Origin of the sequence: Mucilaginibacter gilvus, assembly GCF_004054195.1 — a bacterium.
GTDB lineage: Bacteria > Bacteroidota > Bacteroidia > Sphingobacteriales > Sphingobacteriaceae > Mucilaginibacter > Mucilaginibacter gilvus.
This window is the reverse complement of record NZ_SBIW01000007.1, coordinates 256,300-281,665: the sequence shown is the minus strand read 5'-3', so window position 1 is coordinate 281,665 and position 25,366 is coordinate 256,300. Positions and strand designations below refer to the sequence as shown.

The window sequence follows — 25,366 nt, the reverse complement described above, 5'->3', positions numbered from 1 at the left end:
AGGATGAAATTTATTATTACCTTTATTTACCACCCGCTGTTGCAATGAAAATACTTGTTTTAGCCAAAACGATTATCCCGCTTTTTGTAGTTGTAATGGTGCTTTCGCGATGTGGCGAAAGATCCGCTAAGCAAGCAACTCCACAGGTCGCGGTAATACCGGATGGTGATACCATAAACATAGGCGCCGGCAACAAGATTCAGCCAGCTTCATACCCTGTGCCGCTAAAGAATATGTTCGGTGTAAATAGTTACGAATGGAATTTTGAGGAAAATCCGGCGGCCATGAACGAAAGGGCGATCTATGAGCCCAATATGGCACTGATCAAATCATTCAGCGCCATACGTCATTACATGAACTGGAATAAACTGGAAAACACCGAAGGCAATTATACTTATAACCCCACCAATAAGGGCAACTGGAACTACGACCTGATGTACACCCGCTGCAAGCAAGACAGCATTTTGGTATTAGCATGTCTGAAAAACCTGCCTGCCCGGATGATGGATACCTACCCCGCCGATGAGCGCGACGACGAAAACGTACCCGCACCTTACGGATCGGACTTAAGCAAACCCGAATCATACGCGGCACAAGCTCGCACTGCATTCCAGTTTGCGGCGCGTTATGGGTATAATAAAGCTGTAAATCCTACGCTGGTAAAGGTTGATGCCCGCTCTGCGAATGGTAACCCAAACCAGGTGAAAATTGGCATGGGGCTTATCAAATACATCGAATGCGGCAACGAGAACGACCGCTGGTGGAAAGGTGATAAAGCCACCCAAACGCCCGAGCAGTACGCAGCCAACCTTTCCGCTTTTTACGACGGGCATAAAGGTACACTGGGCAACAACGCAGGCGTAAAAACCGCCGACCCCAGTATGCAGGTAGTGATGACCGGGCTGGCCACTGCCGACGTGGAATATGTAAAACGAATGGTAGAATGGTGTAAGATCAACCGTGGTGTAAAACCTGATGGCCGTATAGATCTTTGCTTCGACATCATCAACTACCATCTGTACGCCAACGACGGCAGTGTGTTTACACATAAAAAAGCTACAACAGGCGTAGCGCCGGAGCTATCAGAATCGGGCAGCGTGGCCGATGGTTTTGTTAAATATGCCAATAGTTTGCCTAATAAGCCCGAAGTTTGGGTTACCGAGGTGGGTTATGATGTCAACCCCGGCAGCTACCAGCGCGCGCCTGCCATCGGCAATAAAACGGTGCTGGAAACCCAGGCCGATTGGATCTTAAGAAGCTCCCTGCTCTACATCCGCCATGGAGTAAAAAGGCTGTTCTTTTACCAGTTGTTTGATGCATTCCCCAATAAGGCAGAACAATACGCAACCTCCGGCCTTGCCGGAAATAAAAAACGCCGCCCCGCTGCGGACTATATTTTACAGGCAACAAAACTGATGGGCAACTACAACTATGTTGGCACGATAAGCAGGGATCCTCTGATAGATAAATATAAAAGTGGCAATAAGATCATTTACGCATTAACCATTCCCGATCAAACAGGACGAACAGGTAGTTATACACTTGATTTGGGTAGAGCGGTGTCGGCAATACTTTACAAACCCAGGGCATCGGCAAACGAGATGACGCAAACGTCTTTAAAAGCAATTAAGGGAAAGGTAACTTTGCAGCTTACGGAAACACCTTCCTTTTTACAGGTAGAAACGAAGTGATCACAACAGGTACGTAATTACCCGTTGGTACGGCATTTCTTTCATTTTTGTTTTAATCTCACTGCCTGTCTGTTCGAACTTTTGTACGTTCGAATGTAAAATACATAAACCAAACGCTACTATGCCAATTTATCCGCCTAAAAAGTTATTTTTGCGGCTGAATGAAGCACATACGCAATTTTTGTATCATAGCACATATCGACCACGGTAAGAGCACCCTTGCCGATAGGTTATTAGAGTATACCGGCACTATCACCCAGCGCGAATCGCAGGCACAATTGCTTGACGATATGGACCTGGAGCGCGAACGCGGTATCACCATCAAGAGCCACGCCATACAGATGGAATATGAGCTCGACGGACAGAAGTATGTCCTTAACCTGATAGACACCCCCGGTCACGTAGATTTTTCTTACGAAGTTTCACGCTCTATAGCAGCCTGCGAAGGTGCGTTGTTAATTGTAGATGCCGCGCAGGGTATCCAGGCGCAAACTATATCCAACCTGTATTTAGCGCTGGAAAATGATCTGGAGATCATCCCGGTGTTGAATAAAATGGACCTCCCCGGCGCTATGCCCGAGGAAGTGAAAGACCAGATAGTTGAACTCATCGGCTGTAAACGCGAAGAGATTTTAGCCGCATCGGGTAAAACCGGCATGGGCGTATTTGATATTTTGCGTGCCATTATAGAGCGTGTCCCCGCCCCTGTTGGCGACCCGGACGCACCCCTGCAAGCCTTGATCTTTGATTCAGTTTACAACTCTTTCCGCGGTATCGTAGCTTACTTTAAAGTAGTTAACGGCGAGATCCGTAAGGGCGATAAGGTAAAATTCTTCGCTACCGAAAAGCAGTACATTGCAGAAGAAGTTGGTACGCTTAAGTTAAAACAAGCACCAAAAGATGTGATAAAAACCGGTGATGTAGGCTATATCATCTCGGGTATCAAAGAATCGCGCGAGGTAAAAGTTGGGGATACCATCACTACCATAGCCCGCCCCTGCGAAGGAGGTATACAAGGCTTTGAAGAAGTAAAACCAATGGTATTTGCGGGCATCTACCCGGTTGATACCGATGATTATGAAGAACTGCGCGAATCGATGGCCAAGCTGCAGTTGAATGACGCTTCTTTGGTTTTCGAACCCGAGTCTTCTGCGGCTTTAGGCTTTGGTTTCCGATGCGGTTTCCTTGGTATGCTTCACATGGAGATCATCCAGGAACGTTTAGAGCGCGAGTTTAATATGACGGTGATCACTACCGTGCCCAACGTGTCATACATAGCCTACACAACCCGCAACGAACCTATCATTGTAAACAATCCGTCCGATTTGCCAGACCCAAGCAAGATAGATTTTGTGGAGGAACCGTATATTAAGGCTACCATCATCACCAAATCTGATTTCGTTGGCCCGGTAATGTCGCTTTGTATTCAAAAACGCGGATTTATTAAAAATCAGTCGTATTTAACGTCAGACAGGGTTGAACTTACGTTCGAGATGCCAATGGGCGAGATCGTTTTTGATTTTTATGATAAGCTGAAAACCATTTCCAAAGGCTACGCCTCATTCGATTATCATCAGATAGGCTACCGCAGATCAGACCTGGTTCGTTTAGATATTAAACTAAATGCAGAACCGGTGGATGCGCTATCTTCATTGATATTCCGCGGAAACTCTTACGATTTTGGTAAAAAGATCTGCGAGAAACTGAAAGAATTATTGCCGCGCCAGCAGTTCGAAATTATTATCCAGGCATCCATCGGTGCTAAAATTATAGCCCGCGAAACCGTTAAAGCGATGCGTAAGGATGTTACCGCCAAATGTTATGGTGGTGATATATCCCGTAAACGTAAATTGTTGGAAAAACAAAAAGCGGGTAAAAAACGCATGCGCCAGGTTGGTAACGTAGAGATACCACAAAGCGCGTTTATGGCGGTTTTGAAACTTGATTGATCGGCGCGCTAAGAAAGATCGCTTTATGGCCAAATACTTGCAAGTGAGTTTTTATACGTGGCGAGGAATAATAAAGGTTATTGACCTGGGTGACTTTTCATACGGAGAATGGATAGTTTACAACGATAGTGCACCACGGTATATCGTTGATGTGCATACAGAAAACGAATCGGACAGGATCATCAATTCGATGATAAACAAAGGAATTGAAACTTTTGATAGCATCATTTCTAAAATAAATATCAAACAGGGCAACAAGCTACATTTGGCCAACATGCCGCTCTTTCGGTTTGTAAAAAAAGAGGAATATGTAGAATTAGACTTGCCACCACTACCTGTTGGTTGGCTAAAAAATTTATAAAGAGGCATGCAATTACTCGACGGAAAATACGTATCAGAAAAACTTAAGGTAGAAATAGCCGAAGAAGCGGCTAAAATATTAGAACGCATCGGGCGTAAGCCGCATTTGGTGGCTGTTTTGGTTGGGCACGATGGTGGCAGCGAAACCTACGTGGCCAGCAAAATGAAGAACTGCGAAAAGGTTGGTTTTAAATCTACCCTGGTACGTTACGAAGGTGAGGTTACCGAAGAAGAACTGCTTGCCAAAGTAGCGGAATTAAATGCTGACGCCGATATCGACGGTATCATTGTACAGCTCCCCCTCCCCAAACATATCGACCCGGAGAAAGTAACCGAACGGATAGATCATCGCAAAGATGTGGATGGTTTCCATCCTGTAAACCTTGGCCGTATGCAGCGTAACCTGCCTTCTTTTATTCCTGCTACCCCTTACGGTATTACACTGATGCTGAAAGAATACGGCATAGAAACCGCCGGTAAGCATTGCGTTGTTGTTGGCCGCAGCAATATTGTTGGCTCGCCAATGAGTATTTTAATGGCGCGTAATACCTACCCGGGTAATTGCACGGTTACCATTTGCCATAGCAAAACACCCGATATTAAAAAGTTTACGCTTGATGCGGATATTCTGATCGTAGCCATAGGTAAAAAGAATTTCATCACTGCCGATATGGTGAAAGATGGCGTAGTAGTGGTTGACGTTGGTATGAACCGCGAAACCTCAACGGTAACCAAGTCAGGCTACAAGCTTTTCGGTGATGTTGATTTTGAGAACGTTGCGCCAAAATCTTCCTGGATAACCCCGGTACCCGGTGGCGTGGGTTTGATGACGATTATTGGTTTGTTGAAAAACACCTTGTCATCGGCAAATAAAGAGGTTTATCAATAGAGATTTTTGGCTTGTTAGGTGGTTATTTGTTAACCTCTGCCTAACAGCTTATCCCAAAATGATATAATCCCAACATAAACGTCCCCGGCTTTTATTTTAACCGGGTAATTATCTATATAATCGTTTTGGCCGGGGCTGCCTTTGCCGGTTTCCAGGTCGTAAGAAAAACGATGCACCGGGCAAACCAGTTTACCCTCTTTACACCAGCCGCGGCTCAAATCTTCGCGGGCATGAGGGCAGGTAGCCCCTAAAGCAAACAGCTTGCTTTCGTATCCTATCAAACAAATACTTTTACCGGCTACTTTAACTTTTGTTATAAATGGCTTATCGTTGGGTTCAATGCCATTTACTTTGTACCACTTCATCTGTCGCTAAAAATCTATCTTCAAATTCATTAAAGCCGGGTTTTTCATCACCTCATCCATACTGGTAACCAGCGTTACGCGTTTCCTGTCGGCAGATAACAGGGCCTTTGAGTTATTTATCTTTTTAACAGGTTTGGCAAAATTAAGTACAACCTTGTACGGCATATCTATCAGCATGGCTTTGGCCATGGCAAATTTGGCACCTGCCTTCTTTAAAAACGCGGCGAATTTTACTTTATCTATTATCCGGTAAAATTTATGCGGAGTTACCTCGTAGTTATAATAGCTTTGGCTGGTTATGAGTGGCTGCGCATCAAAACCGCCTACTTGTTTGCTTTGCGTTACGTTGCTCAACTCACTGTTCATGGAGATGTTGCTCAGGTGTTGCAGGTAATATTGCAGGTCGGCGGCGTTCTTAGCCTCATGCTTTATGCTTACCTTCATAATATTATTTTTCAGGTCCATTTTCACAGCGAGGTCGCTGCCCTGCGCCATTTTTATTTCTTCGGCATTCATTTTATTGGCGATGCTATCCGGCAGAGCGTTATAAAAATTCAGGGTGGTATCCTTTGCCAAATTGAACTGTGGTGTTTCACGAACTGAGTCCGTCATCAGGTTCATTAAAACCGAAACCGCTCTACTCATGTCGAAGCCATAAACCACGTTGCAGGCGCCATCGGGTTTAAAATCGTAACGCTCTTCAATGTCTACGCACGATGTTAAGCACAAGAAAAAGAAGAAGATAAACGAGAGGTATAGTTTCTTCATAGGTTTAAACCGGGGTAAAGTTTACAGCATAAAGCTACCTGCAAATTATGAAATATGAAAGAGTAATAGGTAATTATGTTTCTTGTTTTAAAAATCCGCATCACTTCAATCTCACCTTTTACCTTTGGCCTTTAACCTTTCGCCACAAAAACCTACCTTTGCACCCTTATTATGGCACATCAGGTTCCGGAAGACGGCACATTACTTCCTTTAATGGAAGAATTTTATACGATACAAGGCGAAGGATATAATACCGGCAAAGCCGCTTACTTTATTCGCCTCGGAGGCTGCGATGTGGGCTGCCATTGGTGCGACGTAAAAGAGAGCTGGGATGCAGAATTGCACCCCCTTACGGCTGCTGATACTATTGTTGCTAATGCCAAAGTGCATCCATCAAAGGCTGTAGTGGTAACCGGCGGCGAGCCGTTGATATATAACTTGGATTATCTTACCGCCAAACTGCACGAAGAAGGCATCAAAACCTTTATAGAAACATCCGGTGCCTATCCCCTCTCTGGTGATTGGGACTGGATCTGCCTCTCCCCAAAAAAGTTTAAAGCACCTATGCAAAACGTTGCCGATAAGGCGCACGAGCTGAAGGTGATCATCTTCAATAAATCCGACTTTGAGTTTGCTGAACACAACGCCACACGGGTTTCGCCCGATTGTAAGCTATATCTACAGCCCGAATGGAGCAAGAATAAAGAGATGGCCCCGCTTATTGTTGAGTATGTGATGAATAACCCTCAATGGGAAATTTCACTGCAAACGCATAAGTATTTAAATATACCTTAAATGTGTAACTTAGCATATTGATTAACGTATCAGTACGCCGATGCGCATTATTTACCTTGCTGTTTTAGTTTTATTGTTTTTACCTGTAGGTGTATTTGGCCAGCAAAGTCGATATTCCACTACGGATAAAAGTGCTATTAAAAATTATGTACTTGCCGGCGAAAGTATCGACGAGCATTTGTATGAAGATGCTATAGCGCAACTGGAAAAAGCGATAAGCGATGACAGTAAGTTTGTTGAAGCCCACGCCTTACTGGCAGATGTACTGAGGTTAAGACGGCAAAATAAGGCCGCTATAGAACACTACCTAAAGGTGATAGCCCTGGAGCCCGAACACAACCGGGCTATTTATTTAAGAGTTGGCGAAGCCGAAATAACCGACGGGCAATATATCCCTGCCAAGCAGCATTTAGAAAAGTATATTACGTACCCAAATCTCACAGCCCCAAATGAAGCCTTTGCTCGCAAGTTGCTGCGCGATTGTGATTTTAGTATAGAAGCCCTACAGCATCCTGTACCCTTTATCCCTATTAACATGGGGCCGGAGATCAACACTCAATTTGATGAATATTTGCCCGTAGCCACAGCAGACGAATCTACTTTGATATTCACTCGTAAGATAAATAACAATGAAGATTTTTATAAAAGTGATAAGCTGGCCGGTAAATGGAAAAAATCGGTATACCTGAGTGATGCTATCAATACGCCTACTTTTAATGAAGGCGCGCAATCTATATCGCAAGATGGTAAATACCTGTTTTTTACAGGCTGTAACAGGCCCGATGGCCAGGGGCGCTGCGATATTTACATTGCTCAGAAAAAAGGTGAAGACTGGGGCAAACCCTTTAGCCTGAGTTCGCCGCTGAATACACCGGGTTGGGAAGCGCAGCCGTCTATAAGTGCCGATGGGCGTACTATTTACTTTGTAAGTAACCGGAAGGGCGGCTACGGTGGCTATGATATATGGAAATCTACCCTTACGGATAAAGGCTGGGGTGACCCGGTAAATATGGGCCCCAATATTAATACCATTTACGACGAGCAATCACCATTTATCCACCCGGACGATAGCACCTTTTACTTTTGCAGCAATGGCTGGCCGGGCATGGGTAATAAAGATTTGTTTATAAGCCGCCTGGCAAAAGACGGCAAATGGCAAAGACCGGTTAACCTCGGTTCGCCAATTAACTCCAGCGGCGATGAGAACGGGCTTACACTTACGGCTAATGGTGCGTATGCTTTCTTTGCGTCAGATAATTTAAAAGGCTTTGGTGGTTATGATATTTACACCTTTGAGCTTCCGTTAAACCTGCGCCCCAACATTGTAACTTATGTAAAGGGGGATATTAAAGACATTAAAACGAAGGAGCCCTTAGAAGCTATTATAGAGATCATAGACCTGGAGAAAAACATGCCGGTGTACCAGGATTACAGCAGTGAAGACCTTGGCGAGTTTTTAGCTACACTGGCAACCGGCAAAAATTACGGGTTGAATATCTCGCGACAGGGGTATCTTTTTTATTCGGACAATTTCTCCCTTATTGGCCATACTCCAAAAATTGCTTACAATATATCGGTGCTGCTTTCTCCTATCGAAGTTGGTGGAAAAGTTATTTTGAAGAATATATTTTTTGATACCAATAAATTCGATATCAAAAGTGAATCGAAGGCAGAACTGCAGAAATTGATTGAGTTTTTAACGTTGAACCCAACCGTGCGGATCGAAATATCGGGCTATACAGATGATATTGGTAACGACCAGGCTAACCAACTATTATCCGAAAACAGGGCAAAATCGGTATATACCTATCTTTCCTCCAGCAATATTAATCCGGCCCGCATGGTTTACAAAGGCTACGGCAAAACAGAGCCTATTGCCCCAAATACTTCTGATGACAACCGGGCAAAAAACCGAAGGACTGAGTTTAAGATAATAGCTAAATAGAGTTGAAAGTGAAAAGTATAACGTTAAAGTTTATAAAAACTACTCTTGGGGGCCTTCTACTTTTAACTTGAGTTCCCCGCTCCCACCTGAATATGCAAACATAAAAAGTCCAAAGTCGAAGCTATCGAAAGCTCCTACTTTGGACTTTTAACTTTATACTTTTAACTTAAATTAATTCCCCACTTCCGACATGAACTTGATGCGCATTAACTGCAGTTCCTCGCGGGTGTAATCATCCGGGCCAAGGTCTATCAGGGCATCGTCAATAGAATCAATTTCGGCGGTTTTAAAGTAATCATACACTTCTTCCTGTTTATCCTCATCAATTACCTCGTCTATGTAATAGTTCAGATTCAGTTTGGTGCCAGAGTTTACTATAGTTTCCACCTCCTTCAAGATCTCCTCGTAGGTAAGCCCTTTAGAAGCCGCTATATCATCTAAGTTTAAATGGCGGTCGATATTTTGAATGATAAATACTTTAAGCGCCGATTTATTAGCCGCACTTTTTATCACCATATCAACCGGGCGGTCGATATCGTTATCATCCACATATTTTTGGATCAGATCGGTAAACGGCTTGCCAAATTTCAGCGCTTTGCCCGCTCCCACACCCGATATTTGCTTCAACTCCTCGGCGTTAACCGGGTAATGTGTACACATTTCCTCTAAGGATGGATCCTGGAAGATAACAAACGGAGGTAATCCTTTTTGCTTGGCCAGTTTTTTACGCAGGTCCTTAAGCATTTGTAGTAACTCGGCATCCAAAGCGCCACCACCCTGTTTAGGGCCATCTTCTGCCTCATCCTCATCGGTAGGGCCCATTTCCCTGTTCAGAATGAAACGAATGCTGTATGGATTATCAATAAAGGCGTTACCCGATTTTGTTAAATGCAGTAGACCATATTGGTCAATATCTTTAGACAGGAAGTTATTCAACAACGCCTGGCGCATCAGCGAGTTCCAGAGAACTTCGCCATCATCTATGCCGGTGCCAAAATAATCTGTTAGTTTATCGTGTTCATAGTTTTTAACCTGTGCATCATCCTTGCCCATTAAAATATTGATGATGTGGCAATCGTCGAATTTTTCGCCGATAAGCTTGATGAGGCTTAATGCTTTATGCAATTGTGCCTCGCCATCAAAATGAGTTTTTGGCGCGCTGCAGTTATCGCACATGCAGTTACAACCGGCTTCGTTAAAATTCTCGCCAAAGTAATGCAATAATTGCTTACGGCGGCACACGGAAGATTCGGCGTAATCAATAACTTCTTTTAATATCTGTGTGCCTATTTCGCGTTCGGCAACAGGCTTGTCTTTCATAAACTTCTGTAGTTTATCAATATCCTTGCCCGAGTAAAATGCCACACAAACTCCTTCGCCGCCATCACGGCCTGCCCGGCCAGTTTCCTGGTAATATCCTTCCATGCTTTTAGGCATGTCGTGGTGTATTACGTAACGCACATCAGGTTTATCAATACCCATCCCGAAGGCTATGGTTGCCACAATAACATCCACATCCTCCATCAGGAATTTATCCTGCGTATCGGCACGTACCTTAGGGTCTAAACCAGCATGGTATGGCAGTGCCTTTACACCGTTAAGGCTAAGCGCTTCTGCAACTTCCTCCACCTTTTTACGGCTGAGGCAATAGATGATGCCAGATTTGCCCTGGTTTTGCTTTACAAATTTTACAATTTCTTTTATAGCGGTACGTTTGGCCCTAACTTCATAAAACAGGTTAGACCTGTTAAATGACGATTTATAAACCGTAGCATTATTCATCTGCAGGTTCTTTTGGATATCCTGCTGTACTTTTGGCGTTGCGGTAGCGGTAAGCGCTATAATTGGAATATCGTCACCAATATTGCTGATCACCTGGCGTATCTTACGATACTCTGGCCTAAAATCGTGCCCCCACTCAGATATACAGTGGGCTTCATCAACCGCTACAAACGATACCTTGTTCAATCTTAAAAAATCAACGTTCTCCTGCTTGGTCAAAGATTCGGGTGCAACGTAAAGCAATTTGGTTTTGCCGCTTAAAACATCGTCCTTTACCCTTAAAATATCTGCTTTAGTTAATGAGGAATTTAAAAAATGAGCTATACTGTCCGAGCCTCCGAAGGCCCTTAACTGGTCTACCTGGTTTTTCATGAGCGCGATGAGCGGAGAGATCACAATCGCTGTGCCTTCACTCATTAATGCAGGGAGTTGATAACACATGGATTTTCCGCCCCCGGTGGGCATTATCACAAATGTATCGTTGCCTGCTAAAATGTTCGTAATTATCGCTTCCTGCTCCCCCTTAAAGTTATCAAACCCGAAGAAATTCTGCAGGTTATCAAAAAGCGATTTTTTAGCTTCTATCATTATGTACTTATATACGTTTTAAAAATATGGTTCAAAATAACAAAAATTTATAAATAAACGCTGGGTTTAATGTAAAATTTTATAAAAAAATGATTATTCTTCCAAAAACAATTTGTTTATTTATGCATTTAAAATAGGGTAATTTTTGTGCAGTAATATTTAGTTTTATTTAATACTAAATTTACAAATTAATGCACACATTTAACCAACGTTTACCAAATAAAAATTCTTTAACCAAAGCATGAATAAAAACTACTATGCCATCATAATGGCAGGCGGAATTGGCAGCCGTTTTTGGCCAATTAGCAGAGCATCGCATCCTAAACAATTTATCGACATACTGGGCACCGGTAAAACATTGATCCAAAACACCTACGACCGCTTCCTGAAGGTTTGCCCAAAAGAAAATATTTATGTTGTTACTAACGAAAGTTACACCGGGCTTGTAAAAAAACAGCTGCCGGATATGGCAGATGATCAGATACTAACTGAGCCTGTTATGCGTAATACCGCGCCTTGCGTGGCCTATGGCTGTTTTAAAATTGAAAGTATTAACCCGGATGCGGCCATTGTGGTTGCCCCGTCTGACCACCTGATACTTGATGAGGCTGCCTTTGTTACCGCAATAGAAAAATCGTTACAAACAGCTACCGAAAAGCAATGCCTGGTTACCCTTGGCATTAAACCATCCCGCCCGGATACCGGCTATGGGTACATCCAATACACCGACCAGGTGATAAACGATGATTTTCATAAAGTGAAAACTTTTACAGAAAAACCTACGGTGGATATTGCTAAAACCTTTATTCAAAGCGGAGACTTTTTATGGAATGCCGGGATATTTGTATGGTCGGCAAAAGCTATAGTAAGTGCGTTTAACAGCTACCTGCCCGAGATGCACGAGATATTTGCAGAAGCGCGGTCCGTTTATAATACCGAAGAAGAGAAAACCTTTGTACACAAAATATACCAGCGCTGTATTAATATCTCTATAGATTACGGCATCATGGAGAAAGCGTCAAATGTGTACGTATTGCCTTCTGAATTTGGCTGGAGCGATCTTGGCACCTGGGCGTCTATTTATCAATTGGCCGATAAGGACTATGTTGGTAACGCAGTTATACCCTCAGAGAAGGTAATTATGTACGACAGCAGCAATTGCATGGTAAACGTACCCGGCGAAAAGCTGGTGATATTAAAAGGCTTGCATGATTTTATTGTGGTAGAATCTAATAACACACTGCTGATATGCCCACGCGAAGACGAGCAAAACATAAAGCAAGTAGTTGCTGATGTGAAAGGGAAATTTGGGACAAAGTATATATAGGCTTCGAATGTGCAGATTTCAGATGTGAAAATGTGCAGATGAATAAGAAAAGCCCGGTTGATGATATCGGGCTTTTTTATGAACGGCTCTTCCGAAAGTTTAAATTAAAGCTTTTAGCCGACGAATTTCGGTAATCAGTAGCGGGATGTCCTGCTTTGCGCCTGCAATAAAATCATAATCGGCATGTGTGGCACCTGACATCTCGATGTCTTCTCCTCTGGTTTTTTGTTCGCTGTCATGATAAAGTCGCCACCACTTTCGTGGTCTCTATTTTCTATATAAGATTTCCAGGGTCCATCTTGCGCCTTGTTACATCTAAGCTCTATCTCTTTTAACTCTTCTTCTGAAATCATAACTAAATAAGCTGTTGAGATGCTTGTTTACGCTTTACCCCCTCCACGTTGTCTTATCGCCTCGTATAAAATAACCGCGGTAGATACAGACACGTTTAACGATTCTATTTCGCCGAACATTGGGATCTTGGCCAGATGGTCGGATATGCGGATGATGTCGTTACGGATGCCGTCTTCTTCAGAACCCATGATGATAGCCGTTGGCGCGGTATAATCGGGCGTATAGATGTTCTCGTTCGTTTTTTCGGTGCAGCAAACCAGTTGTAAGCCCGATTCCTGTAGAAACCGCACAGTTTGCATAAAGTTATCGTGGCGGCAAACGGGAATCTTATACAGGGCACCCGCTGATGTTTTAATGGCATCAGGGTTGATCTGTGCCGAGCCCTTTGCCGGGATAACAATGGCATGTACACCCGCACATTCCGCCGTACGGGCAATGGCGCCCATATTGCGCACATCGGTAATGCTATCCAGTACCAAAATTAAAGGCACTTCTCCCCTTTCAAATACATCCTGTACTATATTTTCTACCTTTTGGTAAGTTATCGGCGATATGAACGCTATAACCCCCTGGTGGTTTTTCATGGTAATGCGGTTGAGCTTTTCTACCGGCACTTGCTGCGCGGTTATCTGGTACTCGTTCATCACATCCCGCAATTCGTTCAGCAAGCCGCCGCCAAGGCCGCGCTGGGTGTATAAAGCTTCAATTTCTTTTCCGGCAAGTATGGCCTCGATAACTGCGCGGATACCAAAAACCATTTGGTTACCCTCGCGTACCGGCTTAGAATTATATGTCATTTTTCCTTATTGTGTCTGGTGCAAAAGTAGCTATATTAACTGATTTAACGGTTATTGAACTGATGTGCCACTTTGCTATATCAAAATATCTTTTTTCGATACTTAACATCTGGCAGGTTTTATCCACATTGTTCTATTTAGTTACTGATGAGTTGATTATGAAATAACTAACAAGTTATCAACATCGGGCGTTAATAACAATGCCTTAAATTTATATCGCTGATAACGTTTTCATTAAGTTTTAAATTGATATGTTGAGGATTTAGGAAGCTATTGCGGATATTATTTATATATTTTTGTGGGCTATGATGTTCGAGAACGATTCTACCAATAAAATTAATTCAGACCGCCGCAATCGCGTAACAAATCCAAGCCCTTACTCGGGCGCGGGCAAGTTGCCGCCCCAGGCTACCGACTTAGAAGAAGCTGTACTTGGTGCGCTGATGCTGGAGAAAGACGCCCTTTCTTCGGTTATTGATGTATTAAAACCTGAGGTTTTTTACGAAACCAGGCATCAAAAAATATTCAACGCCATTGCGGTATTATTCGAGAAAACAGAACCGGTAGATATCCTTACCGTGGTTGCCCAGCTACGCAAGCAAGGCGAACTGGAAATGATTGGCGGTGCCTATTACGTTACCGAACTTACCAACCGCGTGGCATCTGCCGCGAACATAGAATACCATTCGCGTATCATCATTCAAAAATATATCCAGCGCGAATTGATCCGTATCTCTTCTGATATCATCAATTCTGCTTTTGAAGATACCAGCGACGTCTTCGACCTGTTAGATAAGGCTGAAAAAAACCTCTTCGAAATAGCACAAAATAACCTTCGCCGCGATTCGCGCATGATGGATGATCTTGTGCATGAAGCACTGAAAGATATTGAGGCGCTTAAGGATAAAAAGGACGGCTTAACAGGAGTTCCTTCCGGCTTTACCGACCTTGACCGTATGACCTCCGGTTGGCAGAAATCCGACCTGGTTATCATTGCTGCCCGCCCTGCAATGGGTAAAACGGCCTTTGTACTTACCTGTGCACGCAATGCAGCAGTAGACTTTAACAAACCCGTTGTTGTGTTCTCGCTCGAGATGTCGTCTGTTCAGTTGGTTAATCGTTTAATATCCGGCGAAACCGAAATTGAGCAGGAAAAGATCCGTAAGGGTACTTTAGAGGAATGGGAATGGCAGCAGATCCACTCCAAAATTGGCCGCTTAGAGGCCGCCCCTTTAATTATCGACGATACCCCATCATTAAATATATTCGAGTTTCGCGCTAAGTGCCGCCGTTTAAAATCGCAGCACGACATCCAACTGATCATCATCGATTACTTGCAATTGATGCAGGGTAAGGCCGAAGGCAAAGGTGGTGGCGGTAACCGCGAGCAGGAAATTGGTAGTATCTCCCGCGCCCTAAAAACGGTAGCCAAGGAATTAAACGTACCCGTAATTGCGCTTTCGCAGTTAAGCCGTGCGGTTGAAAGCCGCCCCGGTGGTTCTAAAAGGCCAATGCTGTCGGATTTGCGTGAATCGGGCTCTATTGAGCAGGATGCGGATATGGTATTATTCCTCTACCGTCCCGAGTATTATGGATTGGATGTGGATGAGGATAACAACCCGACACAAGGCGTAGGCGAGGTTATTATAGCCAAACACCGTAACGGTGAAACCGGCCGTGTGAGGCTGAAATTCGTTGGTAAATTTGTGAAGTTTACCGATCTGGAAACCAATATGGATGGCTTCCCTCCTGCCGGCGGTAACGCATTTGCAGGTTTGGGCCCATCACAGGATTTTGAAAAGCAAAGCAACTTTATCATCCGCCCATCCCGTATGGATGATATGGAGGATGAGCCGCCGTTTTAGGCGAGCCCCCTCCGCCCCCTGAAGGGGAAACTTGGTAAACATAAAGCCCGACTGACACCGCCGGGCTTCTTTATGTTTACCATTCAGCTTATCCTGCTTGTTTTAAAAATTACCGGTAAAAAGTCGCTTTTTATGTTAACCTTGTAAAAATACATCTTATTGATTATTAATTATTTATAAATTTAACACGCGAAATTGTGTTAAATTTTGTAAACTTTTTGGCTCAACAAGACCTAAAAGAGGCATCTAAATCACTAACCCCAATACCACCCCTATTAATATCACCACCGGCGCTTTTATCTTTGTAAACTGCAATAGCAAAAAAGTAGCCGCCATTAATGCATAAGCCAACAAGTTGAGGTGAAAGGGCATCACAAGCATAATAAAGGCAGTTGCCATAAAACCCACGGCAACCGCGTTAATGCCGCTTAAGGAGTTTTTGATACGGGTTATTTTTTTGAGGTCGTTCCAAAAAGGAACAATGAACAGGATCAGGATCAATCCCGGCAGGTTGATACCGATCACGGCCACTACGCTACCCACTATTTGCCCGGCTATGCCATACCCTTTATCACCCATGGCTATACCGCCCACAAAGGAGGTGAAACTAAATGTAGGGCCGGGTAAAGCCTGCTGCAATGCGTATCCACTCAAAAATTCTGAATTGGTGAGATAGTGCTTCAGTTCCACAAACTCGGTGTACATCAGCGGAACAAGCACCTGCCCGCCGCCAAATATGAGTATACCATTGCGGTAAAAATTCTCGAATAAGCGAATAGGTAAACTAAACGGTGAGGTGCGGCTCACAATAGCACCCAACGCGGCAAAAAACAATAAGATCCCAATAAAGTAGGCTACCTTATTCGGATTCACATTGCTGAAAAGCTTCACCCGCAGCTCGTTCTCCTGTTGCTGTGTTTCCAATGCCGAAGATATGATTCCCCCCATGAGTATCAATAAGGGGAATGCATAAGGGTTTTGGAGGATAAGCGTTGCTATTAGCGAAGCTATTGCCAGCATCATGGTAACCTTGGTCCGCAGAAATTTTGTGGCGAAGGTGTAAGTAGCGTACCCTACAATACCCACTGCCATTGGTTGTATGTAACGAAGTATCGCCGTAAATTTATCTTTATCGGCAAAGGCCTTAAAACTGATGGCCGCCATACACATAATGGATGCAGATGGCAGGATCCAAATTAAAAAAGTGATAAGTGCTAACCTTACGCCTCCTACCTTCCAGGCTATACCAACCAAAGTTTGGGTAGACGACGGGCCGGGCATAATTTGCGAAAGTGCGTTGAGCTCCATCAGCTCTTCCTCGGTAATGTATCCGCGTTTCTGTACAAATTGGCGCAGCAAAACGGCTATATGCGCCTGCGGCCCACCAAAAGCGGTAAATGTGTACAGGGTAACATCCCGTATGAATAAAAGCTCCCTGCGCCTCACAGTTTATGTATTAATAGTCGTCGTCATCATCGTCATCATAACCTTTGGCGGCCATATAAACGCCCTGCAATTCGCTAAAAGCGTGGTTGTCGCGTTTCTCCTTGGTTATTTTCATACCAACTTCGTAGGTGCGTATGGCGTCGTCTTTTCGGCCAAGGGCTTCATAAAGTTTACCAAGGTGGTAGTAAGTGCCGGTGTAGTTGGGATAATTGTTTACCAGGTCTTCGTAGTAACTCAGGGATTTCTCTGTATCGTTAAGTCGCAGATACTCTGTGGCCAGCGCGTATTTTAAAAACTCGTCGTCCGGTTCGTTCTGTATAAAAGCCAACAGCTTATCTAATCTGCTTATCTCCATTTTAAACTCTCTCTTTTTTAACTAAATTTGCATCACCAATAACTACCCGTAAAAACAAACCAATTATGATGAAAATACTGGTATGTATCAGCAATGTTCCGGATACCACTACAAAAATAACCTTTACAGATAACAACACCCAATTTAATACAAACGGCGTTCAGTTCATCTTAAACCCATGGGATGAGATCGCCCTGGCGCGTGCCATTGAATTAACCGACGGCGGTAAAGGCACCGTTACCGTAATAAACGTTGGCGAAACCAGTACCGACGCTACCATCCGCAAGGCGTTGGCTATCGGCGCTACAGATGCAGTCCGCATCAACGCGAAACCGCACGATGCCTGGTATGTAGCCTATCAGATAGCTGAGTATGTTAAAGCAAATCCTTTCGACCTTATCCTCACCGGCAAAGAATCGATAGATTACAACGGCTCTAAAATAGCCGGTATGCTGGGCGAACTGCTCGACCTTCCATCTGTCTCTATCATTAAAAAGCTGGATGTAGACGGCACCACTGGTACTGTTGAGCGCGAGATTGAAGGCGGCAAAGAAGTATTAACTATCCCGCTTCCATTTGTTGCCGGTACTGCGGAAGGCGTTGCCGAACCCAAAATACCCAACATGCGCGGCATTATGAGCGCACGCACCAAACCGCTAAACGTAGTTGAAGCTGTGGATGTTAAAACCTTTTCGGAGGTCATTAGTTATGAAACTCCTGCCCCACGCGGCCAGGTAACATTGGTTGATGCCGGCGACCCGGCCCAATTATTGGAGTTGTTGCACACACAGGCAAGGGTTATTTAATCAATTCAAATTTACGAGAAGAAGAACTATCTTATATGTCAGTTTTAATATATGCCGAGAATGCCGCAGGCAAGTTCAAAAAATCAACTTTCGAAGCCGTTAGCTATGCTAAAGCAATAGCCGACCAGGCCGGTACCAACCTTATAGCCATATCTATTGGCAACGTAGCTGCCGATGATCTTGCCGCATTAGGCAAATATGGCGCGGAAAAAGTGCTGAATGTATCTAACGATAAATTAAAGAATTTTGTAAACCAGGCCTACGCCTCGGTAATAGCCGAAGCCGCTAAAGCGAAGGGCGCGGATATTGTAGTACTGTCTAATTCTTTCAGCGGTCGTGGCCTTGCGCCTCGCATTGGTGTAAAGTTGCATGCTGGTGTTGCTGATGGTGCTGTTGCCTTGCCGGTGCTTGATGGTGGTAAATTCACAGTGAAGAAAACGGCGTTTTCCGGTAAAGCTTTTGCAACGGTTGAGCTAACATCGGCTAATAAAGTTATCGCGCTTACGCCAAACTCCTATAAAGTTGTAGAGAGCAGTGCTGCAGGGCAGGTAGAAGATTTTACGGTAGAAACCAAAGAATCGGATTTTAAAGCTATGATAAAAGATATCGTGCGTTCTACAGATAAAGTTTCTTTGCCTGATGCAGAGATAGTTGTATCTGCGGGGCGTGGCTTAAAAGGCCCCGAAAACTGGGGAATGGTAGAAGAGCTGGCTGGGTTACTCGGTGCGGCTACTGCATGTTCAAAACCGGTATCTGATGCCGGTTGGCGCCCACATAGCGAACACGTTGGGCAAACAGGTATAGCTGTCAGTCCAAATTTGTATATTGCAATAGGAATTTCGGGTGCCATACAGCACCTGGCGGGCGTTAGTTCGTCTAAAGTTATTGTGGTAATCAACAAAGACGCCGAAGCGCCATTTTTTAAGGTGGCAGATTATGGTATTGTGGGCGACGCGTTTGAAGTGCTGCCAAAATTAATTGATGCGGTAAAAGCATATAAAGCTTCGGCTTAAAACTATTTTGTTGTGATGGGTAATGATATGAAAAAGATAAAGCTGGATATTGTGGGCCTATCCTACAGCCAAACGCAGTCCGGCGCGTACGCACTGGTTTTAGGCGAAGTTAGCGGCCGCCGAAGATTACCTATTATCATCGGTAGTTTCGAGGCGCAGGCCATTGCTATCGAGATAGAGAAAATGACCCCGAGTCGTCCCCTTACACACGATCTGTTTAAGAGCCTTGGCCAGGCATTTAACATCACCGTGCAGGAGATCATCATCTACAACCTGGTGGATGGTATATTTTATGCTAAGCTGGTTTGTTTTGATGGAAAAAAAACGGTAGAGATAGATGCCCGCACCTCAGATGCTATTGCTGTATCTGTAAGGTTCGATTGCCCTATCTATACTTATGAGTTTATTCTTTCTACCGCGGGTATTGTGATAGAAGGCAACGATTTTGTTTATTTAGAGAACATTAACGAAACCTCGGAAGAGAAAACACCTTCCACGCCTTCGGGTTCGTTCACTTCCCTAAGTGATGATGAGTTAAAAACACGCTTGCAGCAGGCTCTTTCCGAAGAAGCTTATGAGAAGGCTGCCAAAATTCGCGATGAGCTGAATAAGCGGAAAGCTTCCTAATTAATGCTAAAGGGGAATTCCCAGGACCGGCACCCCCTTACCATTATAGGCAACCGATCTTTAAAAATTTAAGCCAATATTCAAATTGCTTACACTATTCCTTAATGCTGAATAAGTATTATCCTTCACAATATCAGCAATACCGCCTTGCCCATTAATTTCTATAAAGAACTTTGCCTTTTCTGATACAGGGAATTTAATGCCGATGCCGACGTCAAGGCCGGCATCGGTTGTGTTAAAAATATTTTTCACATCGCTGCCGTTGCTGGTTTCTTTGGCATTCAATAAAATACCAACATAAGGGCCAAAATTAAGGTACCAATTTTTAGTACGGCCAAAGTGCCAGTTAGCCATAATCGGGATAGTTAAATAGTCTAAATTATAAGTAGTATTAAATTGATCGGTAGGAGTTGCAAGATAACCTTTCCAGCCTTTTTGGTCGTAAGCCAATTTACCCTTAATACTCCAGCTTTCCGAGAAAAAATGATCAAGCGATATACCTAGGTTAAACCCCGTTCTGTAATCACTGTTGGTGTAAGCGCTGGTGGTAACGGTTGCAAAGTTCAAACCCGCATTAACGCCAATTTGGTTGGTATTTTTAGTTTGTGAAACCGCCGTTAGCGAAAGAATTGCTGAAGCCAGCAGGAGCGTGAAAAACTTTGTCATAATTTGCAATTTAAGTTGGTTAAAGATAAGGTTTTTGGCCTTTCGTTTCAATTATTTTGGATAAACTATGCGAGTCCGCTTTCCTATATCGCCTTATTTCAGTAATTTTCGCTTTTGGTGTTAAATTTTACTATAACTGATTTAAACTGTTCTATATGAATATTAAGTTCCGCTTAATACTGATGAATTTCATGCAATTTTTTATTTGGGGAGCCTGGCTCCTTACAATCGGCGCATACTGGTTCCAAAATAAACATTGGTCGGGGGCGCAGTTTGGGGCTATCTTTTCTACCATGGGCATCGCGTCCATATTTATGCCCACCATAACAGGTATTATTGCTGATAGGTTAATCAATGCCGAAAAGCTTTATGGCATTATGCATATATGCGGCGCATGTGTTTTGTTTTGCCTGCCAATGGTTAAAGACCCCGGCACATTCTTTTGGGTATTACTGCTTAACATGGCGTTTTACATGCCAACGCTATCTCTTTCTATTACAGTGGCTTATTCGGCCCTTAAAAATCAAAATATTGATGTAGTAAAAGAATACCCACCCATCCGCACCTGGGGTACTGTAGGTTTTATTGTTGCCCTATGGGTGGTAAGTTTAACGCATAGCGAAACTACTTCCAACCAGTTTTATATTGCATCGTTTGTATCGTTAATATTGGGGCTTTACTCCTTTACCCTTCCCAAATGCAGGCCTTTTGCTGTGAGCACGGGCAATAAATCATTCTATACCCTGTTAGGCTTAGATGCGTTTGCACTGTTTAAAACCCCAAAGTTTGCCATATTCTTTATCTTTTCCTTGCTATTAGGCGCAGCATTACAATTAACAAATGCCTACGGCGATACCTACCTGCACGATTTTGCTAAAGTACCTGCTTATCAGGGCTTAAGGGCGGTAAAATACCCAGCCGTTATTATGTCTATATCGCAAGTGTCTGAAACTTTATTTATCCTGGCTATCCCTTTCTTCCTCCGCAAATTTGGTATCAAATACGTAATGTTGTTCAGCATGTTGGCATGGGTACTGCGCTTTGGCCTGTTTGCTTTCGGCGACCCTGCGGGAGGTTTATGGATGATCGTATTATCATGCATCGTTTATGGTATGGCTTTCGATTTCTTTAATATTTCGGGTTCTTTGTTTGTAGAAACACAGGCTTCCCCGGAGATAAGAGGAAGTGCGCAGGGTATGTTTATGATGATGGTAAATGGTTTTGGTGCTTTCTTCGGAAGCCGGATAAGCGGTTATATAATAGATAAATACTTTACCTTACCTAACGAGGGTAAAGACTGGCACGGCATCTGGCTTACCTTTGCTGCTTATGCCCTGGTAATAGCCATCATATTCCCGTTTGTTTTCAGGTATAAACACAACGCTGCTTTGAAACACGCTATACAGCACGCTTAGAACAGAAGCATACAAAACGAAAAGAATAAATAAAAAGTTTAAAATAGCTTACCTAAAAACCTCACTTACAACAAGCTATGAAAAAGCATTACCGGCACGAAACTGATTGCCTTAACTGCGGAACCGAACTTCAAGGAAATTTCTGCCATAAGTGTGGGCAGGAGAACCTGCAGATGAAGGAAAGCTTTGGGCACATGATCAACCATGCCGTAAGTGATTATTTTCACTTCGACTACCAGTTTTTTCATACGCTGAAACCGCTTTTTGCAAAACCCGGCAAGCTCACAGTTGATTACCTCGAAGGGCGCCGGGCTCAATACCTGCATCCGGTGAAGATGTATATTTTTATCAGTTTGATATTTTTTGTTTTGTTTTTTAAGCAAAACGGGCATGAAATAGTTAAGGAAGTGCCATCAAACAAAAGTACGAGGGTACTGGCCGATACCATAAAACATAACCTTGCCAAAGATATTGATTCGGACAAGAGTCTTACCCCTGCGGATAAAGCCAAAATAAAACAAACTATAAATAAATTTGTTCCGGGCGCGGTTAAAACTATTGACACAGTGCAAATTGCAAAGGCGAAAAGCCCCGCTCCGGCTGCTAAGCTTGCCGACCCGGACCCTAAGGATTATAACGGCGGCATCATGTTGATGGATAATAAAAACGACCCGGATAGCTATCCCGAATACCTGGCTCAACAAAATAAACTGACTGAAGCGCAGCGTGATGGTATTTTTACCGGCTACATAAAAAAGAAAAGTTATAGCTGGAAGAGCCAGGGCAAGAACGGCCTGGAAATGTTCAGAGAAGGGCTGCAGCACAATGCCCCAAAAATGATGTTTCTTTTGCTGCCGCTATTCGCGTTTATTTTGAGCATCGCCTTTCGCAAAAACCGTAAATTTTACGTGGAACATATTATTTATGCCATCCACCTGCATTGCTTCCTGTTTTTGTTTTTAGCCGCCGAAATAGTCCTGAAATTAATCATCCCTGCAACATGGGAATCTGTTATTGAGATACTTGACCTGGTGGCTTTTTTAGGCGTCACTTATTATGTATACCGCTCTTTAAGAGTTGTTTACAATCGAAGTAGGTGGCGCACAGTAAGCAAAATGATAGGCGTTTCGCTGGCGTATTTCTTCGTTTTCGGTATGTGTTTTTTAATTGTTGCCGCCATTACGGCTATCACAACGGTGTAAGAAAATAAAAAGCATATCCCGTAAACAAAAAGAGGCGCAATTTCTCGCGCCTCTCCTACATATTATTTAATAAATTATAACCTTCCTGTTCTGGATGGTGCATCTAAGTTTGATACATAGTTAAAGCTTTGAGTTTGGCTACCTAACTGTATTTTAAATTCGCCTGCTTCGGTTACTGTTTTGCTTACATCGTTCACAAAAGCAAGGTCTTTAGCGGTAATTTTAAAAGTAACTGTTTTTGTTTCGCCGGGTTTAAGGCCTATCTTATCAAAAGCGCGCAGCCGTTTAGTGTCTGGTGCTATGCTGGCATAAAGCTGGCTGATGAACAGCAAAACAGATTCTTTACCTTCTACCTGCCCGGTGTTTTTCACATCTACAGTAATAGTCAGTGTTTCATTAGCGTTTAACGTTGGCTTGCTGATGTGCAGGTTATCATAAGCAAATGTAGTGTAGCTTAAGCCGTGCCCAAATTCATAAAGCGGGTTATAGCCGTGGCTATCATCAGAATTACCGTTCTCCAGGTTTTTGCGGTTGTAGTTAACCAATGCGTTGGCATAACGCGGGTAAGTAATTGGCAACCTGCCCGATGGGTTTACATCACCAAATAATACACTTGCAATAGCATCGCCACCTTCGTTTCCGGGTAAGTATGCCATTACTGTGGCGTTTGACAGTTTGTCGGCATTAGTAACAATTCTCGGCCTGCCTTCGGCTAATACCAATATAACAGGTTTGCCGGTTTTGGCTAATTCGGTTGCCAGTTGTATTTGGGCTAATGGGAGGTTCAGGTCGTCAATATTACCTACGTTTTCTGTATAAGAAAGCTCGCCAAGGCACAGTATAATCACATCCGAATTTTTAGCCGCTTTAACTGTCTCGCTCACGTTCAGCAAGCTGTCGAATGCTGCACCGGGTTGGTAGTTTACGTTATCCTTGCCAATTTTCTGTTGAATGGCTTCCAATATGGTGTTTTTATCGGCAGCAAACTTATCAGACTGATCGCCCTGCCAGGTGTAGCTCCATCCCCCGTCTAACGACCGCATGGTGTTTGCGGTTGGCCCGGTAACTAATACTTTAAGGCCTTTCTTAAGTGGCAGGATTTTGTTGTTATTCTTTAACAGCGTAATAGCTTCGTTAGCTGCCTGCACACTCGCCATCCTGAATTCTTCCGAACCAAACTTAGGGTAATCATCCGGGTTGCCCACAGGGCGTTCAAACAACCCCAATTCATATTTTACCTTTAATATGCGGTGAACGGCCTCGTTTACACGCGCCATGGTTACTTTCTTCTCCTTAACCAATTCTACCAGGTAGGTAAAAAAGGTATAATCATAAGGCACCATGCTCATATCTACGCCGGCATTAACGGCAATCATTACAGCGTCTTTTTGGGTGGCGGCCACATGGTGGCGGGTGTTTAAGTATTGTATATCCCTCCAGTCGGTTACGGCAATACCGTCAAAATGCAGCTCGCCGCGCAATACATCGGTCAGCATATATTTGCTGGCGTGGATAGGCACCCCGTTTATCTCGCCCGAGTTGATCATGAGCGTACGGGCACCAGCTTTTACGGCCTCGGCAAATGGGGGTAAAAAATACTCGCGCATGTACCTGTCCGGTATCCACGATGGCGTGCGGTCTTTCCCGTTCATGGGGAAGCCGTACCCAAGGTAATGTTTCATACAGGCGGCTACGTGGTATTTATCGCTAATATCGTTTCCTTGGTAACCTTTTATTACTTCGGCACCGAGCGTTTTGATCAGGTATGGGTCCTCTCCCATAGTTTCATAAATACGCGGCCATAAAGCCGATTTGCCCAAATCCAATACAGGCGAGTAATTCCAGGGGATATAGCTTGCGCGTGTTTCATAAGCTGTTATCTCGCCTAAAGTATGAGCGATGTTGCGGTTAAAAGTTGCTGCGAGCGCAATTTCATGCGGAAACAAGGTACTGCCAGTGGTATAAGTTACGCCGTGGATAGCATCTATCCCGTATATAACGGGAATCTTGAGGCGGTCTTTAGCAGCGGCACCTTGTATTTCTGTAATTACATCAAACCAATGCTGGCGGGTGTAGGCGGTGCCGGTGACGTTTAAAATAGAGCCCACATGGTATTTCATGATGGCTTCTTTTAGTTTTTCGGGGTCTATCTGGTGGATGGGTGAATTGGTTTTTGATACTACATCGGATGTTACCTCCGTCATTTGGCCAACCTTTTCTTCCAGGGTCATTTTTGCAATAAGGGCATCAACTTTTTGGTCGATACTGCTTTTAGCGGCGGCAGGCTTTTTTGGCTGCGCCATTAGGCAAGTTCCGATTAAAAGGCTAAGGCCTATAGCGGATACAAGTAGTTTTTTCATG

At 43.8% G+C, this 25,366-nt stretch carries 21 protein-coding genes; 13 read left to right on the top strand and 8 right to left on the bottom strand.

From position 1 onward, the window contains the following. Positions 1 to 44 precede the first annotated feature (44 nt). From EPL05_RS15525 to EPL05_RS15510, 4 genes are all read left to right on the top strand, one after another. The gene (locus tag EPL05_RS15525; protein WP_128534891.1) at positions 45 to 1,691 is read left to right on the top strand and encodes a hypothetical protein; all 1,647 of its coding nucleotides are present in this window, start codon (positions 45 to 47) and stop codon (positions 1,689 to 1,691) included. A 161-nt stretch (positions 1,692 to 1,852) separates the two neighbouring features. Further along, positions 1,853 to 3,640 carry a translation elongation factor 4 gene (gene lepA, locus EPL05_RS15520; protein WP_128534890.1) on the top strand — a complete coding sequence of 596 codons (1,788 nt, stop codon included), beginning with the start codon at positions 1,853 to 1,855 and terminating at the stop codon, positions 3,638 to 3,640. 25 nt (positions 3,641 to 3,665) lie between these two features. Then, positions 3,666 to 4,001, top strand: a complete 336-nt coding sequence (locus EPL05_RS15515; RefSeq protein ID WP_128534889.1) for a hypothetical protein — start codon at positions 3,666 to 3,668, stop codon at positions 3,999 to 4,001. A gap of 6 nt (positions 4,002 to 4,007) precedes the next feature. Continuing rightward, complete coding sequence (locus tag EPL05_RS15510) at positions 4,008 to 4,889, top strand: bifunctional 5,10-methylenetetrahydrofolate dehydrogenase/5,10-methenyltetrahydrofolate cyclohydrolase (protein WP_128534888.1); 882 nt, start codon at positions 4,008 to 4,010, stop codon at positions 4,887 to 4,889. Positions 4,890 to 4,918: 29 nt separating this feature from the next. Here the strand turns inward: EPL05_RS15510 and EPL05_RS15505 are convergent, their stop codons facing one another. Together EPL05_RS15505 and EPL05_RS15500 are read right to left on the bottom strand one after the other, a co-directional pair. After that, positions 4,919 to 5,254, bottom strand: a complete 336-nt coding sequence (locus tag EPL05_RS15505) for a Rieske (2Fe-2S) protein (protein ID WP_128534887.1) — start codon at positions 5,252 to 5,254, stop codon at positions 4,919 to 4,921. Positions 5,255 to 5,260: 6 nt separating this feature from the next. Next, a complete protein-coding gene (locus tag EPL05_RS15500; RefSeq protein ID WP_128534886.1) occupies positions 5,261 to 6,022 on the bottom strand; it encodes a hypothetical protein in 762 nt (253 codons plus the stop codon). 171 nt (positions 6,023 to 6,193) lie between these two features. Here EPL05_RS15500 and EPL05_RS15495 point away from each other — a divergent pair, with 171 nt between their 5' ends. Together EPL05_RS15495 and EPL05_RS15490 are read left to right on the top strand one after the other, a co-directional pair. Beyond that, positions 6,194 to 6,817, top strand: coding sequence for a 7-carboxy-7-deazaguanine synthase QueE (locus EPL05_RS15495; protein ID WP_128534885.1), 624 nt, complete (start codon positions 6,194 to 6,196; stop codon positions 6,815 to 6,817). 40 nt (positions 6,818 to 6,857) lie between these two features. Next, positions 6,858 to 8,762 (top strand): OmpA family protein, encoded by a 1,905-nt coding sequence (locus tag EPL05_RS15490; RefSeq protein ID WP_128534884.1) that lies wholly within the window; start codon positions 6,858 to 6,860, stop codon positions 8,760 to 8,762. Between the two features lie 171 nt (positions 8,763 to 8,933). On the opposite strand, the gene recQ is transcribed toward EPL05_RS15490, so the two are convergent. Then, positions 8,934 to 11,129 carry a DNA helicase RecQ gene (gene recQ / locus EPL05_RS15485; protein WP_128535138.1) on the bottom strand — a complete coding sequence of 732 codons (2,196 nt, stop codon included), beginning with the start codon at positions 11,127 to 11,129 and terminating at the stop codon, positions 8,934 to 8,936. Positions 11,130 to 11,373: 244 nt separating this feature from the next. Between recQ and EPL05_RS15480 the strand changes: the two genes are divergently transcribed. Beyond that, a complete protein-coding gene (locus EPL05_RS15480; protein WP_128534883.1) occupies positions 11,374 to 12,459 on the top strand; it encodes a mannose-1-phosphate guanylyltransferase in 1,086 nt (361 codons plus the stop codon). 380 nt (positions 12,460 to 12,839) lie between these two features. Here EPL05_RS15480 and rlmB read toward each other — a convergent pair whose 3' ends face one another. After that, positions 12,840 to 13,610: a 23S rRNA (guanosine(2251)-2'-O)-methyltransferase RlmB gene (gene rlmB, locus EPL05_RS15470; protein ID WP_128534882.1), complete on the bottom strand. Its 771-nt coding sequence runs from the start codon at positions 13,608 to 13,610 to the stop codon at positions 12,840 to 12,842. Positions 13,611 to 13,915: 305 nt separating this feature from the next. Here rlmB and dnaB point away from each other — a divergent pair, with 305 nt between their 5' ends. Continuing rightward, on the top strand, positions 13,916 to 15,475 hold the full coding sequence (gene dnaB / locus EPL05_RS15465; RefSeq protein WP_128534881.1) for a replicative DNA helicase: 1,560 nt from the start codon (positions 13,916 to 13,918) through the stop codon (positions 15,473 to 15,475). Positions 15,476 to 15,721: 246 nt separating this feature from the next. Here dnaB and chrA read toward each other — a convergent pair whose 3' ends face one another. Both chrA and EPL05_RS15455 read right to left on the bottom strand, forming a co-directional pair. Continuing rightward, positions 15,722 to 16,921 carry a chromate efflux transporter gene (gene chrA, locus EPL05_RS15460; protein ID WP_243837306.1) on the bottom strand — a complete coding sequence of 400 codons (1,200 nt, stop codon included), beginning with the start codon at positions 16,919 to 16,921 and terminating at the stop codon, positions 15,722 to 15,724. 10 nt (positions 16,922 to 16,931) lie between these two features. Beyond that, entirely contained in the window at positions 16,932 to 17,276 is a 345-nt protein-coding gene (locus EPL05_RS15455; RefSeq protein ID WP_128534880.1) for a tetratricopeptide repeat protein, read from the bottom strand. A 68-nt stretch (positions 17,277 to 17,344) separates the two neighbouring features. Here EPL05_RS15455 and EPL05_RS15450 point away from each other — a divergent pair, with 68 nt between their 5' ends. Genes EPL05_RS15450 through EPL05_RS15440 form a run of 3 tightly spaced genes read left to right on the top strand, consistent with a single transcriptional unit; the run spans position 17,345 to position 19,722 of the window. Beyond that, on the top strand, positions 17,345 to 18,082 hold the full coding sequence (locus EPL05_RS15450; protein ID WP_128535136.1) for an electron transfer flavoprotein subunit beta/FixA family protein: 738 nt from the start codon (positions 17,345 to 17,347) through the stop codon (positions 18,080 to 18,082). A gap of 35 nt (positions 18,083 to 18,117) precedes the next feature. Beyond that, positions 18,118 to 19,095 carry an electron transfer flavoprotein subunit alpha/FixB family protein gene (locus EPL05_RS15445; protein ID WP_128534879.1) on the top strand — a complete coding sequence of 326 codons (978 nt, stop codon included), beginning with the start codon at positions 18,118 to 18,120 and terminating at the stop codon, positions 19,093 to 19,095. Between the two features lie 27 nt (positions 19,096 to 19,122). Continuing rightward, the gene (locus EPL05_RS15440; protein ID WP_128534878.1) at positions 19,123 to 19,722 is read left to right on the top strand and encodes a bifunctional nuclease family protein; all 600 of its coding nucleotides are present in this window, start codon (positions 19,123 to 19,125) and stop codon (positions 19,720 to 19,722) included. Between the two features lie 60 nt (positions 19,723 to 19,782). On the opposite strand, the gene EPL05_RS15435 is transcribed toward EPL05_RS15440, so the two are convergent. Beyond that, positions 19,783 to 20,388, bottom strand: coding sequence for a porin family protein (locus EPL05_RS15435; protein ID WP_128534877.1), 606 nt, complete (start codon positions 20,386 to 20,388; stop codon positions 19,783 to 19,785). Between the two features lie 155 nt (positions 20,389 to 20,543). Between EPL05_RS15435 and EPL05_RS15430 the strand changes: the two genes are divergently transcribed. Together EPL05_RS15430 and EPL05_RS15425 are read left to right on the top strand one after the other, a co-directional pair. Next, complete coding sequence (locus EPL05_RS15430; RefSeq protein ID WP_128534876.1) at positions 20,544 to 21,803, top strand: nucleoside permease; 1,260 nt, start codon at positions 20,544 to 20,546, stop codon at positions 21,801 to 21,803. A 77-nt stretch (positions 21,804 to 21,880) separates the two neighbouring features. Beyond that, the gene (locus tag EPL05_RS15425) at positions 21,881 to 23,005 is read left to right on the top strand and encodes a DUF3667 domain-containing protein (protein WP_128534875.1); all 1,125 of its coding nucleotides are present in this window, start codon (positions 21,881 to 21,883) and stop codon (positions 23,003 to 23,005) included. Positions 23,006 to 23,079: 74 nt separating this feature from the next. On the opposite strand, the gene EPL05_RS15420 is transcribed toward EPL05_RS15425, so the two are convergent. Then, entirely contained in the window at positions 23,080 to 25,365 is a 2,286-nt protein-coding gene (locus EPL05_RS15420; protein ID WP_128534874.1) for a glycoside hydrolase family 3 N-terminal domain-containing protein, read from the bottom strand. Position 25,366 lies beyond the last annotated feature (1 nt).